We start from the raw sequence: 17964 nt of genomic DNA on the forward strand, positions 1-17964 counted from the left end.
ACGCACAACATGCGCTTTAATCGTTGGATGCCCGTGCCGATCGCGGCGATTGCCGTGCTCGCCAGCGGGACGGTCGTGCAGGCCCAGGTCACGACCGGCTCGATCGGCGGTCGTGCGGTCGGGCCCGAGGGCAACGCGCTCGAGGGCGTTCAGGTCCAGATCGTCAACCCGTCGACGGGCGTGACGACGGGGGCGGTGACCCGCAACGACGGCCGCTACGTCGTGCAGGGCCTCGAGGTCGGGACGAACTACCGCGTCACCGCGCGCCGCATCGGCTTCGCGCCGCAGACGATCGCGCCGGTGCGCGTGACGCTCGGCCAGACGACGCCGGTGAACTTCACGCTGCAGACGCAGGCCACGCAGCTGTCGGCGGTCACCGTCACCGTGTCGAACGACGCCGTGATCTCGACCTCGAAGACCGGCACCAGCACGACGATCTCCGACTCCGCGCTGCGCCGCCTGCCGACGCTGAACCGGAACTTCCAGGACTTCGTCCAGCTCGTCCCGCAGGTCTCGACCACGACCGGCTACCTGTCGGGCGGCGGCGTGAACCTGCGCCAGAACGCGATCCAGATCGACGGCGCGCAGTCGGGCGACATGTTCGGCCTCGGCACGACCGGCCAGCCGGGCGCGCAGGCGAACGCGAAGTCGATCCCGCTCGACGCCGTGAAGGAGTACCAGGTGCTGCTGTCGCCGTTCGACGTGCGCCAGGGCAACTTCGGCGGCCTGCTCATCAACGCGGTCACGAAGAGCGGCACCAACGAGTTCCACGGCAGCATCTACGGCTACACGCGCGACCAGAAGCTCACGCGCTCGCAGCCGTACCTGAACGACTACACGCAGCAGCAGTTCGGCGGCACGCTCGGCGGCCCGCTCTGGAAGGACAAGGCGTTCTTCTTCGTCAGCTACGAGCAGCAGCGCCTCGAGCAGCCGGCGACCGGCCCGAGCATCGGCGCGTCCGACGCGTACGTCTCGCAGGCCTCGATCGACCAGCTGAACCAGATCCTCTCCTCGCGCTACGGCTTCACCGGCGCGGGCACGGGCGACCCGGTCATCCGCGAGAACCCGAACCGCAACGCGTTCGTCCGGTTCGACGCGAACCTGCCGTGGAACACCCGCCTGGTGCTGCGCCACAACTACGCGGGCGCGGACAACGTGACGTTCAGCCGCAGCCAGCCGACGGCGGCGGTGCCGTTCTTCACGCTGACGTCCAACAGCTACAAGTTCAGCACGCGCACGAACAGCACGGTCGGGCAGCTCCTGACGAACTTCACGAACGGCATGTACAACGAGCTGCTCGTGAACCGCTCGACGACCGAGGACTTCCGCACGGTCCCGGTGACCTTCCCGCAGATCACCGTCCGCGGCATCCCGCGCACCGACAACCCGACGGGCACCGCGGGCCTGGTGTTCGGCACCGACGCGCCGTCGCAGGGCAACTCCCTCGACCAGAACACGTTCGAGATCACCGACAACTTCACGATCCCCGTCGGCTCGCACTCGGTCACGCTCGGCACGAAGAACGTCTTCTACAAGTCGGTCAACCTGTTCGCGTCGAACCGGCTCGGCCTGTGGGAGTTCAACTCGCTGACCGACCTGCAGAACGGCGTCGCGTCGCGCTACCAGATCGCCGCGCCCGCGCCGACGGATCCGAACAACGGGATCGCGACGGTGAAGGCGGCGACGTACTCGCTCTACGCGCAGGACACGTGGACGGCGACGCCGACGCTGACGCTCAACTTCGGCGTGCGCTGGGACAAGCCGGACTTCGGCACGCTCCCGCCGGAGAACGACATCGTCTTCCAGCAGTACGGCCGCCACACCAGCAGCGTGCCGTCGCAGGCGCAGATCTCGCCGCGCTTCGGCTTCAACTGGGACGTGACGGGTGACCAGCGCAACCAGCTGCGCGGCGGCGTCGGCTCGTTCTCGGGCGCGGTGCCGTTCGTGTACCTCTCGAACGCGTTCGGCGCGACGGGCCTGAGCGGCTTCTCGCAGCTCACCTGCACGGGCGTGACGCCCAACGCGACGGCGACGTCGTCGCTGCTCGTCCCGCAGTTCAACCAGGCGGCGATCGACAACCCGCCGACGTCGTGCGCCCCGTTCACGCGCACGAACGGCCAGGTCGTGCCGGGCGCGGCGATCAGCGGCCCGGCGTCGGGCGCCGCGATCAACTCGATCGACCCGAACTTCAAGTACCCGAAGTACCTCAAGGCGACGCTCGGCTACGACCGCCGCCTGCCGGGGAACCTGATCGCGACGATCGAGGGGCTGTACTCGCGCTCGCAGGACAACGCGTTCTACCAGAACCTCGCCCTCGTCGGCCCGCAGGGGACGGACGCGCGCGGCCGCACGATGTACGGCACGCTGTCGGCCACGGGCTCGACGCCGCGCACGACGGGCAACCGCACGCAGGTCCTCGACGTGACCAACTCGTCGGGCGACTACACGTGGAGCACGACCGCGCAGCTGCAGAAGACGTTCGCGGACGCGTGGGAGGGCTCGCTCGCCTACACGTACCAGCAGGCGCGTGACGTCGTCTCGGTCACGAGCAGCACCGCCGGCTCGAACTACCGCTACCAGCGCAGCGTCAGCGGCAACCTGCTCGACAAGACGGTGACGAAGTCGAAGTACGACCAGCCGCACCGCATCGTCGCCACGGGCACGTACCGCTTCAAGACGGCGACGGACCTGTCGCTCATCTACACGGGCAACTCGGGCGCGCCGTTCGACTACGTGTACGGCTCGTCGAGCACCTTCGGCGACCTGAACGCCGACGGCCAGACGCAGAACGATCTGATCTACGTCCCGCGCAACGCGACGGACGCGAACGAGATCCTGTTCCAGGGCTACAACGGCACGGCGGCGCAGCAGGCCACCGCGCAGCAGCAGGCGCAGGCCTTCGAGAAGTTCATCTCGGAGAACGAGTGCCTCAACGAGGCGCGCGGCACGATCCTGACCCGCAATGCCTGCCGCAACCCGTGGGTCAACCAGGTCGACGTCTCGGTCGCGCAGTCGCTCGGCAAGTTCGGTGGCGAGCGGTTCAAGAACCTCCAGTTCCGCTGGGACATCATCAACTTCACGAACCTGCTCAACAAGGACTGGGGCGAGCAGGCGTTCTCCGACCAGGGCTCGACCTGCGGCCAGATCTGCTCCGCGACGGTCGTGCTGACCCACGTCGGCAACCGCCTGCCGACGGGCCAGACGCAGTCGACGACGGCGGACGGCATCTACACGTTCAGCCCGACGTACACGGCGTTCAACGCGCGCAACGCGTCGTCGAACTACCGCATGCAGCTGTCGATCCGCTACAGCTTCTGAGTCCGACCGGCCGCGTCCACGGGCGCGGCACGGCAGGAGCCTCGCTGACGAACGGCACGCCCCCGGGAGCCTCGCGCTTCCGGGGGCGTGTCGCGTCCGGCACGCGCGCCGCGTACCGTATCGCGAACCGCACCGCGATCCTGGCACCCGCATGGCACGCATCGTCCTCAACACCTGGGGCTCGCACGGCGACGTCGATCCCGCGCTGGCGCTCGCGCGCGGGCTGCGCGCCCGCGGCCACGCGCCGGTGCTCGCGGCGCCCGCCTTCTACCGCGACGTCGCGGCGGCGGCGGGGATCGCGTCCCATGCCGTCGGCCCCGAGTTCGATCCCACCGACACGGCGCTCGTGCGCCGCATCATGGACCGCCGCCGCGGCAGCGAGGTGCTGCTGCGCGAGCTGCTGCTGCCGGCGGTCGAGGGCGCGTTCGCGGAGCTCGACGCGGCCGCGGACGGCGCGGACCTGCTGGTGAGCCACCCGGCGACCTTCGCCGCGCCCGTGGTGGCCGAGTCGCGCCGGCTCCGCTGGGCGTCGACGGTGCTCGCGCCGCTGTCGTTCTGGTCGGCGCACGACGTGCCGGTGCTGCCGCCCGCGCCGTGGCTCAAGCAGCTGGAAGCCCTCGGGCCGTGGGTGGGCCGCGCGATCATCGGCGCGTCGCGCCTCGCCACGCGCGGCTGGACGGCGCCGCTCGATCGGCTGCGCGCGCGCCTCGGGCTTCCGCGCGGCGCGCATCCGTTCTTCGAGGGACAGCACGCACCGGCGCTGGTGCTCGCGCTCTTCTCGCGCGTGCTGGGCGCGCCGCAGCCCGACTGGCCGGCGCACGTCGTGGTCACCGGCCAGCTGCTCTACGACGCGGCGCACGGCACGGCGCTGTCGCCGGCGCTGGAGGCGTTCCTCGATGCGGGCCCGCCGCCGGTCGTCTTCACGCTCGGCACGTCGGCGGTGCTGGCGTCGGGCGACTTCTTCCCGGAGAGCCTGGCGGCCGCACGGCGCGCGGGGCTGCGCGCGGTGCTGATGGTCGGCCGCGAGCGGCTCGCCGAGTTCGCGAGCGCGAACGCGGACGACGCGATCGCGATCGCCGCCGCGCCGCACTCGCAGCTCTTCCCGCGCGCGGCCGCGGTGGTGCAGCAGTGCGGCATCGGCACGCTGGGGCAGGGGCTCCGCGCGGGGCGGCCGATGCTCGCGGTGCCGTTCGCGCACGACCAGCCCGACAATGCGTATCGCGTGACGCGGCTGGGCGTCGCGCGCACGGTCCATCCGTGGCGCTACCGCGCGGCGCGGGTGGCCACCGCCCTGCGCGCGCTGCTGGACGATCCGGGCTACGCGGCGCGTGCCGCGCAGGTGGCCGCGCAGGTGCGCACGGAGGACGGCGTCGCGACCGCCTGCGACGCGATCGAGGCGCTGCTGCGCGGCGAGGAGCCGCCGGCCGCGCGGGCCGGCGGCGCCCCATGAGTCACGTGCCCCGACGCTCCGCGTCGGCGGCGACGGCGCGCGCGATGTGCGGGAACATCGCCGGCGTGGGGACGGCGCCGTGGCGCTGCCGGAGCGTGTCGCCCTCGCGCGCGTAGAGCGCCCGCACCGAGGCTTCCATCTGCGGATCGCCGCCGGTGAACTCGTGCGTCAGCGCGGTCCAGCGCCGCGCGAGCGCGATGACCTCGGGCGAGCCCGGGTCGGCGCCGCGGTCCATGGCGGCCTGCACGGCGGGGATGATCTCCGCCCACTCGGCCTGCACGGCCTGCATGCGCTCCGGGCCCGCGCGCTCGCGCCGCTCGCGGAGGACGTCCAGCTGCTCGGGGGTGAAGTACTGGTCCATGCGCGTGATCTCCTCGATCAGGCGGCACAGCTCGTCCAGCGAGACGATGCGCGCCGCGTCCATGTCGGCGCCGAGCCGGGTGAGCCGCTCGGCGAGCCTGGCCTGGCGCCCGGCCTCGCGCCGGGCGCGCTCCGCGTGCAGCGCGAGCACGCGCCGCGGGGTGAGGGCCGCGCCGCCGTCGAGCAGGCGCCCCACCTCGTCCAGCGAGATCCCCATGGCCCGCAGCGACTGGATCTGCTGCAGCCGCTCGACGTCCGGCCGGCCGTAGAGCCGGTGCCCGGACGGCGTGCGCAGCGAGGGCCGCAGCAACCCGATCGCGTCGTAGTGGTGCAGCGCGCGCACCGAGACGCCGGTGCGGCGGGCGAGCTCGCCGACCTTCAGCGGCGATGCGTCGCCTCCGGTACGCTCTGCGGTCATGGGGATCGTCGTGGCCACGGGGCCAGGATAGGACCTGACGCTACGTGAGGTGCAAGAGGGCTGCGGACTGCGGGCTGCGGATCGGGCCTCGGGACGCGTCGGCGCGCCGGACCTGTTGGCCTGTTGGAGGGATGCGGATTCTGCGGATTGGAACGGATCGAACGGATCGCTCCGGCCCGGCGGATGGGACGTCGCGGCCACGCGGGACGATCCGAAGGATCCGTTCGCATCCGAAGCATCCGCATCCCCCCCAATAGGCAACCAATAGGCAAGAGGAGTCCGGCGTACCGGAACAACATGCAAGAGCTGACACGATGAAGAAGAGGCTCCGCACCGGCGCATCTCACGTCGCGCCGCACGGAGCCTCCTGGTCATCCTGTCATCCTGTCAGAGCGGTTTGCGGTTCGGATCCGCAGCCCGCTGCCCTAGAAGATCTCCAGGTTGATGAACCGCCGCGGGTTCTTCTTGAACTCGAGCGTCAGCGAGTCGAGCCGCGTCACGAGCCGCCGCACGTCGGAGTAGAGCAGCGTGTCCGTCAGCAGCTTGCCGGCCGTGCCGCTGCCGCCGCGCAGGTCGCCGATGGTCCCGTTGAGCTGTGCCACCGTCAGGCGCAGCGAGTCGGAGAGCGCGGCCGCGTTGGCGGCGGTGGCGCGCACGCTCCGCAGCGTGGAGTCGACCGTGGCCGAGTCGACGGCGCTCAGGGAGCGACGCACCGTGCGCTGCGTGGCCGAGAGCTGGCGCGACTGCTCGGCGGCGATGACCGCCAGCTGCGCGACGAGCGCGTTCGTGCGGGCGATCGTCTGCCGCATGTCGCCCAGGCCCCCGCTGTCCACGAGCTGCGCCTGCAGCTGCTTGGACAGGTTGACCGCGATCGTCGCCACGCTGTCGCCCTTGGCCGTCAGCTCGGGGATGCCGGGCGCCGCCGCTCCCGCGGGCACCGTGTCGCCGGCCACGTAGGAGCGCGGGTCCGGCGTGCCCAGGAGCGCCACCTCCGCGTCGCCGAAGATGCCGACCGCCTGCACCACCGAGCGCGCGTTGCGCGGGATCTTGCGGCCCTCCTCGATGGCCATCTTCAGCACGAGCGTCCCGTCGTCGCGCAGCTGCACGTCCTCGACGTAGCCCACCTGCACGCCCGCGAGGCGCACCGCCTGGCCCACCTTCAGGTTGGTGCCCCACCTGAAGATGGAGTACAGCGGGTAGCCCGAGCGGAAGCCGCCGCGCACCAGCCAGATCGTGCCGAGGATGCCGATGGCGAGCGACACGAGCAGCAGGCCGCCGACGAGGATCTCATTGCGACGCTTCATGAGCGCATCAGTTGGAGAGCAGCGGGCCGCGGCGGCGCATGAGGCGCCGCATCAGGCGCTGACGTACTGCGCGAGCGCGGCCGCGATGATCGCGTCCAGCACGAGGATCGACATCGACGCGACGACCACCGCGCGCGCCGTGGAGCGGCCGACGCCCTCGGCGCCGGCGCCGGTGACGTAGCCCTCGTACGAGCAGACGAACGCCACCGCGCCGCCGAAGAAGAACGCCTTGATCAACCCGTAGATCACCTGGAACGGCACGAACGCGAGCCGCAGCCCGGCCACGTAGTCCGTCGACGTGACCGGCGTCGCCGCCAGCAGCGTGAGCCAGGCGACCGTGATCGCGGTGAAGTTCGCGATCAGCACGAGCACCGGGAACATGATCAGCGCGGCCACCAGCCGCGGCGTCGCGAGGTAGCCGACGGGATCGTAGGCCAGCGTCTCGAGCGCGTCGATCTGCTCGGTGACGCGCATCGTCCCGATCTCCGCGGTCATGCGCGCGCCCACGCGGCCGCACAGCACGATGGCCGTCATGAGGGGCCCGAGCTCCAGCACGATGCTGCCGCGGACCAGGAGGCCGAGCACCGACAGCTGCACGCCGGCGAACAGCTGGTAGTACGACTGGAACGCCGTGACGCCGCCCAGGAAGCCGGCGACGATGAGCACGAGCGGCAGCGAGTCGACGCCGATGCCGCGCATCTGCCGCACAGCCTCGGCCCACCACGTGGACGGATGCGCGAGCGCGCGCCCGACGTCGCGCCCGAAGTACGCGCGCTCGCCGAAGGCCCGCAGCAGCCCGCGCGCCGTGCGCGAGGTGCGGGTGAGGATCGCCCAGCGGGGGACGGGGGCCAGGGTGGTGGACACGAGCCCTAAACTAACGGCGAAGGACGGAAGGGCGGAGGACGATGAAGCGGAGGACGGAGGGGCGTGAAACGGTGAGGCGGACCCTTCGCGCTTGACGCTTCAAGCCGAGAGGTCCGCTTCTTCGTTTCGCGCCCTTCCGTCCTCCGCCTCACCGTTCTCCGCTCCATCGTCCTCCGCGGGTTCGACACCTCACGTCTTGACCCGCAGGAGCAAGATTCCGCCCACCACGCCGAACAGCGCCGAGGGGATCCACGCCGCGAGCTCGGGCTGGATCAGCCCCTTCCCGCCGATGGCGCGGGTCAGCTGGATGAGCACGAGGAAGATGATCGTCGTCCCGAGGCTCAGGCCCACGCCGTACGCCGTGCCACCGCGCTGCGTGCTGGTGGCCAGCGGGGCGCCGAAGAGCAGGATGATCACGCAGGTGACCGGGATCGCGATCTTCAGCATGCGCTCCACGCGCAGCTTCCCGACGTCCACGCCCGAGCGCTCCATCGCCTGGATGAACGCGCCCAGCTCGCGGAAGTCCATGTCGGCCGGCGCCTTGGCGGACGACAGCAGGTCGCGGGGGCGCTCGTTCATGCGGCGGTCGAGGACCGAGTCGAACTGGAACGCGTGCACCACCGTGTCGCCCGGCATCAGGTGGATCGCGCCCTTGCGCAGCATCCACCCCTGGCCCGCGCGGTAGCGGGCGTCGTTCGCCGCGGCCAGCACGCCCGGGTACTCGGCGCCGTTCCCCTTCCGCTCCAGCTGGGGCTTCACCAGCTGCCCCGAGTCCACCAGGAGGAGCTGCGCCTGGTAGACGCGTCCGCCCTCCGCGGCGTAGGCGAAGTTGGCGCGCGCGACGCCCATCGGGTCCTCGCGCTCCTTGAGGAGGCGCATGCGCACCGCGTTGGCGTCGGGCGACAGCTCGCCGAGCGCCATGCCGACGCAGGTCGCGATCATGGCGCCCCAGACGATGGGGAGGATGAAGCGGTAGAAGCTGATCCCCGACGCCTTGGCCGCCGTGATCTCGGAGTGCCGCGTGACGGCACCGACGGTGAACACGGTCGCGAACAGCACCGCCGCCGGCAGCACCAAGAACATCTGCTCGGGCAGCCAGTAGACGTAGCTGAGCAGCAGGTCGGCGCGCGGGATCTTGCGGCCGAGGTACTTGTTGAGGTTGTCGACGAGGTCGATCACGAACAGCAGCAGCGGGAAGCCGAGCGCCGTGACCGTGAAGACCTTCATGAACTCGACGAACACGTAGCGATCGAGCGCGCTGCCGAGCCGCATCCGGCGCTTGGCGCCCACCGGACGGGCCGCCGCCGTGGAGCCGACGGCCGGCGTGCGCACCGGGGCGGGGTGGACGGCGGCGCTCATGCCGCCCCCTGGGCCCGGGCCGCACCGGCGACCGCCGCGCGCGCCTCGGCCTGCCGGCGCAGCTCCTTGCGGTGCCGCAGCATCCACCACCACTCCGCGAGCCCGCCGCCGCGCGCCGAGCCGCTCTCGCGGCCCATGCGCCACGCGAGCACGACGCCCACGGCGCCGAACAGCACGTTCGCCGCCCACATCGACACCCAGCTGGGGAGCAGGCCGCGCGTGGCCAGCTCCTCGCCGGCGATCAGGAAGCAGTAGTAGAGCGCGAACACGAACAGGCTCATGCCGATCACCAGCCCCACGCCGCCGCGCGGGAAGCGCAATGCAACGGGAGCACCGAGGAGGACGAACACGATGCAGGCGACGGCGAGCGCGAACTTCTTGTGGATCTCGATGTCGTAGCCGTTCATCTGCGTCGCCGTCTCGGTCAGGCGCAGGCGGGCGATCGCGAGCATCGAGCCCGCGCTCGCGGCGGCCGAGACGGCACTGTCGGGCGTCTGGGTGGGGGTGGGCGGCAGCGGCTGGCCGGTGACGGTCGCGCCGGGGACGGCGCCGGGCTGGCCGGGCACCGGCTGGCCGGGCACCGGCTGGCCGGGCACCGGCTGGCCTGGGACCATGGGGACGACCGGCACCCCGGGCTGACCCGGCAGCGCCGCCGTGTCGGCGCGCGACGGCTGCGCACCCGGCGGCACCGTCGCGGGAACGCCCGGCGGGACGGCCGGCGGGACGGCCGGCGGGGTCGGCGCCGGCTGCGGGGTCGGCGTCGCGGGGCGGCGCGTGGTGTCCTGCGCCGGCGTGGGCGCGGGCGTCGTCGCCGGCGATGCCGGCGATGCAGGCGACGGCGTGGCGGGACGGCGCGTCGTGTCCTGCGCGGGCGGCTGCAGTGCCGGCACCGATGCGGGCCGCACCTCCATGGCGCCCGCCGTGCGCACCGGCAGCACCTCCTGCACGGCGCCGCGCACGCCCTTCACCGCCTGGCAGTACAGCCGGCCGAGGCCCAGGAACACCTTGCCCGGCGGCGCGGCCTCGGGGCGCTTGCGCCGCAGCGAGTCGGCGAGCGCCTGGTCGAACTCGAGGCGCGCGATCAGGTATTCCTTCCGCGAGCGCAGGTAGGCGTCCTGCAGCTCGCAGATCGACATCTCGCGGTCGCTCTTGAAGCTGGTGCCGTTCTTGTCGGTCTGCGTGAACGACTTCGCGACGTCGCGCACGCGCACCAGGTTCGTCTGGTAGAACAGGCGCTGCAGCTCGTTCGGCTTCCCCTCGCCCAGGTTCTCGATGACGCCGTGGTAGAGCGTCATCTCGATGTCCTTCTGGTTCTTGGACATCGCCAGCTGGCCGCTGTCCGCGCGGATGGTCCGCATCTCCGGGCGCGACATGTCGTAGATCGTCACGTCCCTGAGCGCGCCGCGCTCGTTGTAGACGTGCGTCGCGCGCAGGACGAACTGCGGCGTCACCTCGTTCAGCACCTGCTCGCGCAGCGCGAACGTCGGCCGCGTGCGGGCGATGTCGCCCGTCAGCACGGTGAGCCGGTGGTTGGCGCGCGGCAGCACCTGGTCGTTGAAGTAGACCATCAGCCCCGCCAGCCCGACGGCCGCCACCAGCACGGGGCCGAGCAGCCGGCTCATCGCCACGCCGCTCGCCTTGAAGGCGGTCACCTCGTTCTCGGCCGCCAGCCGGCTGAACGCGTAGAGGACGGAGACCAGCACCGCCATCGGCAGCGTCATCGCCACCGTGAACGGGATGGACAGCACGAAGAACTCCCCGATGACGCGCCAGGGGAGCCCCTTGCCGACCAGGTCGCCGAACTTGCGCGAGATGTAGTTGAGCAGCAGGAGCGAGGTCAGCGCCGACAACGCGAACGTCAGCGGACCGAGGTGCTCCCGGAGCACGTACTTGGTGGTGATCTTCACGACGTCGGGCGAACGTGTAACCGCAAGACGCACCGCAATTTCGGCTGCGGTTGTCGCGATCGGGCATCCCGGTATATTCCACCGGCCGCGGGGGGCGACACAAGCCCGACCGCGTCCCCTCGTAGTACCCACGCCCTCGGGTTTGGTGCGTCTCCTCCGGATCCTGCTCGGCGGCGCCCTGCTGGGTGGTGCGCCCGCCGCCGCGCAGGTCCGTCCGGCGCCGGCCCCTCCCACGGCGCCCTCTCCCACGCCCGCGGCCCCGTCGCCGAGTCCCGCGCCCGTCCCGGCGCCGCAGGACTCCGCGCGCCGCGCGGGCGCGCCGCCCACGGTCCGCATGCCCGTGGACACCGCGGGCCGCCGCCGCGCCCCGGCCGACTCGCTGCGCGGCGCCCGCACGGACTCCAGCGCCGCGCCCGGCGCCGCGCCGCGGTCGGCCGCCGACACGCTGCGCCTGCCCGGCGACAGCGCCCGCCGGGCGGAGCGTTCCGCCGCCGACACGACCGAGAAGGACCCGCTCGCCGACCTCGACCTGCACGTGGTCGGCCGGATGGAGTCCAAGATGGAGCGCACGCGCGACGCGCGGTGCGCGCAGGGGTTCGCGGTCGCCCTCGGCTGCCGCTCGACCTTCCAGCCGAACTTCGACTTCCAGTTCAACGTCCGGAGCGCCGGCGCGGTGGCCGAGCGGCTGCACCTGAACGTGGACTACGACTCGCAGCGCGAGTTCGACGCGTCGAACGTGATCAGCGCCTGGTACCAGGGGAAGCCGGGCGCGAAGCTCGGGCGCGTGGAGGTCGGCAACGTCTCGTTCACGCCGCCCGCGTCGCGCTTCCTCACCGCCGGCATCCCGAGCAACAACTACGGCATGCAGGCCGTGGGGCAGCTCGGCAGCATGGTGTGGCGCGCCATCGCCGCGCAGCAGAAGGGGACCGTGCAGCGCGACCGCGTGTTCACGGTCGGCGATCGCTCGGTGCAGACGACGGAGCGCCCGCTCGACGACTTCCAGGTCGAGCCGCGCCGCTTCTTCTTCACGATCGATCCGCGGCTGCTGCCGGGCTACCCGAACGTCGACGTCCTGAACCGGCCGCTCATGACGCGGCTCGCGGCGCAGCTCCCGGACACGCTGCGCCCGACGCGCGTCTTCCTCTACCGGCAGCTGATCGGCGCGCAGAACCAGAACCCGCGCGGCCCGCGGCTGCAGGTGCGCGGCGCCAAGAACCCGCGCGCGCAGACGTACGAGCTGCTGCGCGAGAACGTCGACTACTACGTCGACCCGTCGCAGCTCTGGATCGCGCTCCTGCGCCCGCTGCAGCTGAACGCCGAGCGGCTGGCGGTGGCGTACGAGGTGACGGTGAACGGCGTGCGCACGCGGTACGTCGCCACCGGCGGCACGCCCGACACCGAGCTGCGCGAGGACACCGCGCAGGTCGCGAACCTGGTGTGGGAGCCCGAGCTGACGCCGCGCGACGGCGCGTTCTTCCGCGAGCTGCGCAACGTGTACCGCGTGGGCGGCGAGGAGCTGCGGCGCGAGACGGTGGGGCTGCGCATCGTCACGGGCCCGGGCGGCGACCAGGAGAAGCCCGTCGACGCGACGTTCGGCGCGACGTACCTGCAGATGTTCGGGCTCGCGCAGGCGTCGAGCCCCACGACCTTCGACGTCGAGAACCGCCTCTGGCCGCGGCCGCAGGACCCGAACGTCAACGCCGCGGGCGGCGCGGGCGGGCTGACGGCGAAGCTGATCCGCGACTACTTCGTCGTCTTCCCGTCGCTGCAGCCGTTCGCGCGCGCGGGCCTCGCGCGCGGCGCGTCGAACCCGGCCAACGACACGATCTACACGATCCCGGCCGAGTTCCTCTACTCGGCGCAGCGGCCGCAGGGCGTGTACCGGCTGCGCCTGCGCTACGACGGCGAGGGCCTCGGCGAGCCGGGGACGCTGGCGCTGGGCTCCGTGCAGCTGCGGCCGGGCTCCGAGCGGCTGACCGCGTTCGGCCGCCCGCTGGTGCGCGGCACCGACTACGAGATCGACTACGACCTGGGCGTCGTCACGTTCACCGATCCGGCGCGCCTCTTCCCGACGCCGACGCCGGTGACGGTGCGCTTCGAGGAGAACCCGCTGTTCGCCACGCAGCCCACGCGCATCGTCGGCGGCGCGGCGGAGTGGACGACGAACGCGGGCGTGCTGAGCCTCACCGCGATCACGCAGTCGCAGCGCTCGACGTTCAACCGGCCGCCGCTCGGCTTCGAGCCGGTGGGGTCGCTGGTGGGCGGCGCGCGCGCGGACCTGGCGTGGAACGCGCCGCTGCTGGCGCGCGCGGTGAACCGGCTGACGCGCGCGCTCGGCGGCGGTGACACGACGGTCGCGCCGGCGCGCGTCGCGCTGCGCGCGGAGTTCGCGGCCAGCAAGCCCGTGCCCAACGCGGCGGGGCAGGCGTTCCTCGAGAGCTTCGAGGGGGACGGCGGCCTCGGGCTGCCGCTCAGCGAGACGCAGTGGTACCTGTCGAGCCGCCCGGTGATGTCGACCGCGCTGCGCGGCGCGACGCGCGGCGTGCCGCTGACGACCGACCGCGCGTCGACGCTGGCGTGGCAGAGCCTCGTGCGCCCGCTCGGCGGATCGGCGCTCCTGCAGTATCGCATCACCGACATCGATCCCTCGGTGCGGCTGAGCACCGGCGGCCTCGCGCCGACGGAGCCGCTGCTCTGGCTGACGCTGTACCCGACGAGCATCGGCGGCCTGCCGGCGCGCGACGACGCGGGCACGCCGGTCGGCGGCGCGGCGTCGTCGCCCGCGTCGCGCTTCCGCTGGACGCTCGGCGGCACCGACGCGACGCCCGGCCGCCGCTGGCGCTCGATCCGCACGCTGCTCAATCCCGGCGGTGCCGACCTGTCGCGCGTCGAGGCGCTGGAGTTCTACGCACTCGTGCGCACCGACGCCGCGGGCATCGGCCGCAACCCGACGCTCGTCTTCGACTTCGGCGACGTGTCCGAGAACACCGTCGCGTTCGCGCCCGAGACGCTGACCGTGCGGCCGCGCGCCGCGGGGCCGGGCGTGCCGGCGGGCGTGGACTCGCTGTATCGCGGGCGCCGGCTGCAGCGCTTCGACCGGCTGGACACGGAGCGCGATTCGCTGACGCGCGTGTTCGACGCCAGCGTCAACGACCGCGGCCTCCCGGGCGACCGCATCGACACGCTGGTGGTGGTCGACGAATCCGGAACCGCGCCTGCCCGCACGGTGCAGCGCGACGTCGCGGTGTGCCGCGCGCAGACGGGGCGCAGCGCCGTCATCGGCGACCCGCTGACGACGTGCACGGTGCGCAACAACCGGCTGGACGAGGAGGACCTCGACCAGGACGGGCAGCTGAACCTCGACGACGCGAGCGCCGACGGCGGCGAGCGGCTGCGGCGCTTCGTGGTGAACCTGAGCGACCGCCGCACCTTCACGCGCGAGAACCCGAACGCGTGCCAGGCGACCGTCACGCCGACCGTCGGCGAGGTGGCCGCGCTCGCGGAGCGCCGCTGCTGGGTGCTGGTGCGCGTGCCCTTCCGCGCGCCGAGCGACTCGACGGACGGCTTCAGCATCCGCCGCGTGCGGTCGCTGCGGCTGACGATGGTGAGCGGCGACGAGGAGCCCGACAGCGCGTTCACGACGACCGCGCTCGCGCGCCTGCGACTGGTGGGCGCGCCGTGGCTGCGCCGCACCGACCGCGCCGCCGTCGGCATCGCGGGCGACTCGCTCGGCACGCAGGGAAGCTGGGTGATCGCGGGCGTGGTGGGGACGCAGGACTCGACGGGACGCGTGCCGTACCAGTCCCCGCCGGGCGTCACCGACGAGACGGACGAGCGCCGCACGGGGCTGGAGGCGACGGCGGTGCAGGTGAACGAGCGCGCGCTGCGGCTGCAGGCCGGCGCGCCGGGCGGCTCGCTCGGGCTCTACGAGCGCGCGGAGGCGTACTTCCGCTTCCCCGAGGGCGCCAAGAACCTGATGACGTACAAGACGCTCCGGCTGTGGATGCGCGGCAACGGCGCCGGCTGGGGCGTGAACGGGGAGCTGAACGCGTACGTGAAGCTCGGCCGGGACGAGCACAACTTCTACGTCTACCGCACGCCGGTGAATGCGGGCCCGTCGCGCGAGTCGTGGCTGCCCGAGGTGCGCGTGGACTTCGGCCGCTTCTACCGGCTGCGGGCGGCGGTGCAGGAGGCCTACCTGCGCGGCGGCATCGCGCAGCAGTACCGGTGCACGGGGGTGGACGCCGCCCTCGTGGAGCGCTCGGGGCTCCCGCGCGGCTTCGCCGTGAACCGCTACGCGGCGTGCGAGGACGGCTACCTCGTCTACACGGTGGAGCCGAACGTCACGCCGCCCAACCTCGCGGCCGTGCAGGAGCTGGCGGTGGGCTTCGTGCGCGTGGACACGCTGGCGCGCGGCGGCTCGCCCATCGTGCCGGGCGACACGCTGGAGCTGTGGGTCAACGACCTGCGCCTCAGCGACGTCGAGGACACGCCGGGGATGGCGGGCGAGTTCGGGCTCGCGGTGCAGGCGGGCGACCTGGCCGACGTGCGCGTGAACGTGACGCGGCGCGATCCGTACTTCCGCCAGCTGGGCGAGACGCCGACCTTCGCGACGGCGAACGCGATCGACGTCGGCGCGTCGGTGCGGCTCGACAGGCTCGTGCCGGGCGCGCGCGGCTTCGCGATGCCGCTGACGGTGAGCTACCAGCAGACCGACGCGGCGCCGACCTTCCTCGCGAACTCCGACCTGCGCGGCGAGGACCTGACGGGGCTGCGCACGCCGCGCGACGCGACGACGAGCGTGGCGTTCACGATCAAGCGCGCGACGCCGGTGACGGGCACGCCGTGGGCGCCGCTCCTCAACAACCTCGCGCTGACGTCCACGTGGACGAGCGGCGGGTCGCGGAGCGCCTTCCAGCGCGCGCAGCGCGACGGCTTCACGCTGCGCGCGGACTACGACCTGGTGCCGGCGGCGCGCTCGCTGGGGCTGATCGGCGGCGCGTTCCGCTGGACCCCGACGACGCTCAAGCTCACGAGCCACCTGGTGCGCACGGGCAACCGGCAGGAGGCGTTCCTCAAGCCGGTGGTGGCGTTCGACGACACGGCGCGCGTGGTGAACGGGCTCGATCACGTGTGGCGGAACGGGCTGGTGGTGGAGTTCCAGCCGACGCCCGCGCTCACCGCGCGCTGGGACGCGAGCACGCTGCGCGACCTGCGCGACTACCCGGCGTTCGGCGACGGGCTCGACTCGCTGGCGAACGAGCGCAGCGCGGCCGCGCGCGCGGACCGCGAGCGCCTGGCGGGGCTGGACGTGGGCCTGGAGCGCGAGCGCGCGATGGCGGGGCTGCTGCGCTTCGCGCCGGCGCTGCGCGGCTGGGTGCAGCCGCGCGCGGAGGTGGCGACGTACCACACGACGACGCGCGACCCGAACGCGCGCGCGCTGCTGCACGCGGACGAGGAGCTCGGCGACTCGACGGGCGCGCTGCGGCTGCCGCGCCGCATCGGCACGACGCAGGTCGCGTCCGCCGGCGCGATGGTGGACCTGGGGCGCGCGCTGTTCGGCGCCGCGCCGACGCCGGTGCCCGCGCCGCCGATCGCGCCGGTGGTGCCCGACTCCACGCCGCGCCTCGCGCGCGACACCGCGCTCCGCGGCGCGACGCCGACGCTGCGCGCGCGCATGCGGCGTGCGCTGCAGCCGGTGGACGTGCGCGTCGAGCGCACGCTCTCCTCCAACCTGGACGCGACGGCGCTCGATCCGAGCCTCGGGCTGCAGCTGGGCTTCGGCGGGCTGGGAGCGTTCCGCACGCCGGGCGGCCGCAACGCGACGGCCGCGGGCGCGGTGACGCGCCTCGTGCTCGCGCACACCGTCGGTCTCCCGCTCGGCTTCTCGCTCACCAATCGCATGGAGACGGGCGGGACGCGCAGCTGGTGGCGGCGCGCGGCGACCGACCGGCAGGCGGAGGCCGACGGCACGCAGCGCACGATCCCCGACCTGTCGCTGCGCTGGAACTGGCGGCCGGCGTTCGCGGGCGACTGGATCGAGACGGTGGGCGCGAACGCGCGCATGCTCTGGCAGCGCACGCGCGCGGTGTCGCCGGCCGACTCGGGCGCGCCGCTCGACACGCGCGCGGTGACGTCGCGCAGCTACCCGATCACGGGCAGCGTGGTGTGGAAGGCGTTCGGCGGCTTCACGACGGGCGGCGGCGTGGCGCTCACGCGCCGCTTCGACGACGTCCCGGGCAGCCGCACGGACGTGCAGACGCGCGAGACGAACGTCGAGCTGACGAAGGCCTTCACGCCGCCGTCGCGCTGGAACCTGCGCAGCCCGATCCGCACGCGACTCGGCTGGCAGGACGGCGGCACGGAGACGCTGCTGCTGCCGCGCGACGCGTTCGGGCAGGTGATCGCCGACGAGGCGCTGCGCGTGGTGCAGGCCGACAACGGGCGGCGCGCGCTCTCGTTCAGCGCGAACTCCGACGTGGCGGAGACGCTGACGCTGAGCCTCAACGGCACGCACGTGACGACGTTCAACAACAACCTGAACCAGCGCATCTCGCAGACCGTGTTCAGCGCGGTGCTGCAGCTGAGCTTCGGGGCGGCGCAGCTGCGGTGAGGCGCTGTGGGCCGCGGGGGGCGGCTGTGGAACGCGGGACGCGTCGGCGCGCCGGTCCCTTTGCCTATTGGGGAGGATGCGGATGCTCCGGATCTGAACGGATCATTCGGATCGTTCCGCGTGGCGGCAACGCTCCATGCGCCGGTGCGGAGCGATCCGCAGCATCCGCTTCATCCGGAGCATCCGCATCCCTCCCACAGGCCACAGGGGACCGGCGCGCCGGACCCTGAACGGCGAACGGCATTGGTCATCCTGTCATCGGCTCTGTTGAATCGTTGATCGCGGTGGAGCGGAAGCTGCGGCGGTGGTCGGTGGAGACGGCCGGAGTGCAGCATGCGCGCGATGACGAAGTCGGCGGTGGCGTTGGCGAC

At 72.7% G+C, this 17964-nt stretch carries 8 protein-coding genes; 3 read left to right on the plus strand and 5 right to left on the minus strand.

The features are described 5' to 3' along the window. Window positions 1-9 precede the first annotated feature (9 nt). Both rosag_RS04540 and rosag_RS04545 read left to right on the plus strand, forming a co-directional pair. Window positions 10-3318, plus strand: coding sequence for a TonB-dependent receptor (locus tag rosag_RS04540; RefSeq protein ID WP_284348853.1), 3309 nt, complete (start codon window positions 10-12; stop codon window positions 3316-3318). 151 nt (window positions 3319-3469) lie between these two features. Continuing rightward, window positions 3470-4768, plus strand: a complete 1299-nt coding sequence (locus rosag_RS04545) for a glycosyltransferase (RefSeq protein WP_284348854.1) — start codon at window positions 3470-3472, stop codon at window positions 4766-4768. A gap of 1 nt (window position 4769) precedes the next feature. Here rosag_RS04545 and rosag_RS04550 read toward each other — a convergent pair whose 3' ends face one another. The 5 genes from rosag_RS04550 to rosag_RS04570 form a co-directional block, all read right to left on the minus strand. Then, on the minus strand, window positions 4770-5546 hold the full coding sequence (locus rosag_RS04550) for a MerR family transcriptional regulator (RefSeq protein WP_284348855.1): 777 nt from the start codon (window positions 5544-5546) through the stop codon (window positions 4770-4772). Window positions 5547-5971: 425 nt separating this feature from the next. Continuing rightward, complete coding sequence (locus rosag_RS04555; protein WP_284348856.1) at window positions 5972-6850, minus strand: MlaD family protein; 879 nt, start codon at window positions 6848-6850, stop codon at window positions 5972-5974. Between the two features lie 51 nt (window positions 6851-6901). Further along, on the minus strand, window positions 6902-7714 hold the full coding sequence (locus tag rosag_RS04560; RefSeq protein ID WP_284348857.1) for an MlaE family ABC transporter permease: 813 nt from the start codon (window positions 7712-7714) through the stop codon (window positions 6902-6904). 189 nt (window positions 7715-7903) lie between these two features. Further along, the gene (locus rosag_RS04565; RefSeq protein ID WP_284348858.1) at window positions 7904-9073 is read right to left on the minus strand and encodes an LptF/LptG family permease; all 1170 of its coding nucleotides are present in this window, start codon (window positions 9071-9073) and stop codon (window positions 7904-7906) included. Then, window positions 9070-10980 (minus strand): LptF/LptG family permease, encoded by a 1911-nt coding sequence (locus tag rosag_RS04570; protein ID WP_284348859.1) that lies wholly within the window; start codon window positions 10978-10980, stop codon window positions 9070-9072. Before rosag_RS04570 ends, rosag_RS04565 begins: the two co-directional genes overlap by 4 nt. 145 nt (window positions 10981-11125) lie before the next feature. On the opposite strand from rosag_RS04570, the gene sov reads away from it, so the two are divergent. Next, the gene (sov, locus tag rosag_RS04575; RefSeq protein WP_284348860.1) at window positions 11126-17593 is read left to right on the plus strand and encodes a T9SS outer membrane translocon Sov/SprA; all 6468 of its coding nucleotides are present in this window, start codon (window positions 11126-11128) and stop codon (window positions 17591-17593) included. The last annotated feature ends 371 nt before the right edge of the window (window positions 17594-17964 follow it).

This window comes from Roseisolibacter agri (assembly GCF_030159095.1).
In the GTDB taxonomy this organism is placed as follows: Bacteria; Gemmatimonadota; Gemmatimonadetes; order Gemmatimonadales; family Gemmatimonadaceae; genus Roseisolibacter; species Roseisolibacter agri.

Bases quoted from the DNA above. Each gene is read 5' to 3' on its own strand.
- rosag_RS04540 (WP_284348853.1), top strand. From the start codon at position 10: ATGCGCTTTAATCGTTGGATGCCCGTGCCGATCGCGGCGATTGCCGTG.
- rosag_RS04555 (WP_284348856.1), bottom strand. From the start codon at position 6,850: ATGAAGCGTCGCAATGAGATCCTCGTCGGCGGCCTGCTGCTCGTGTCG.
- rosag_RS04550 (WP_284348855.1), bottom strand. From the start codon at position 5,546: ATGACCGCAGAGCGTACCGGAGGCGACGCATCGCCGCTGAAGGTCGGC.
- rosag_RS04565 (WP_284348858.1), bottom strand. From the start codon at position 9,073: ATGAGCGCCGCCGTCCACCCCGCCCCGGTGCGCACGCCGGCCGTCGGC.
- rosag_RS04545 (WP_284348854.1), top strand. From the start codon at position 3,470: ATGGCACGCATCGTCCTCAACACCTGGGGCTCGCACGGCGACGTCGAT.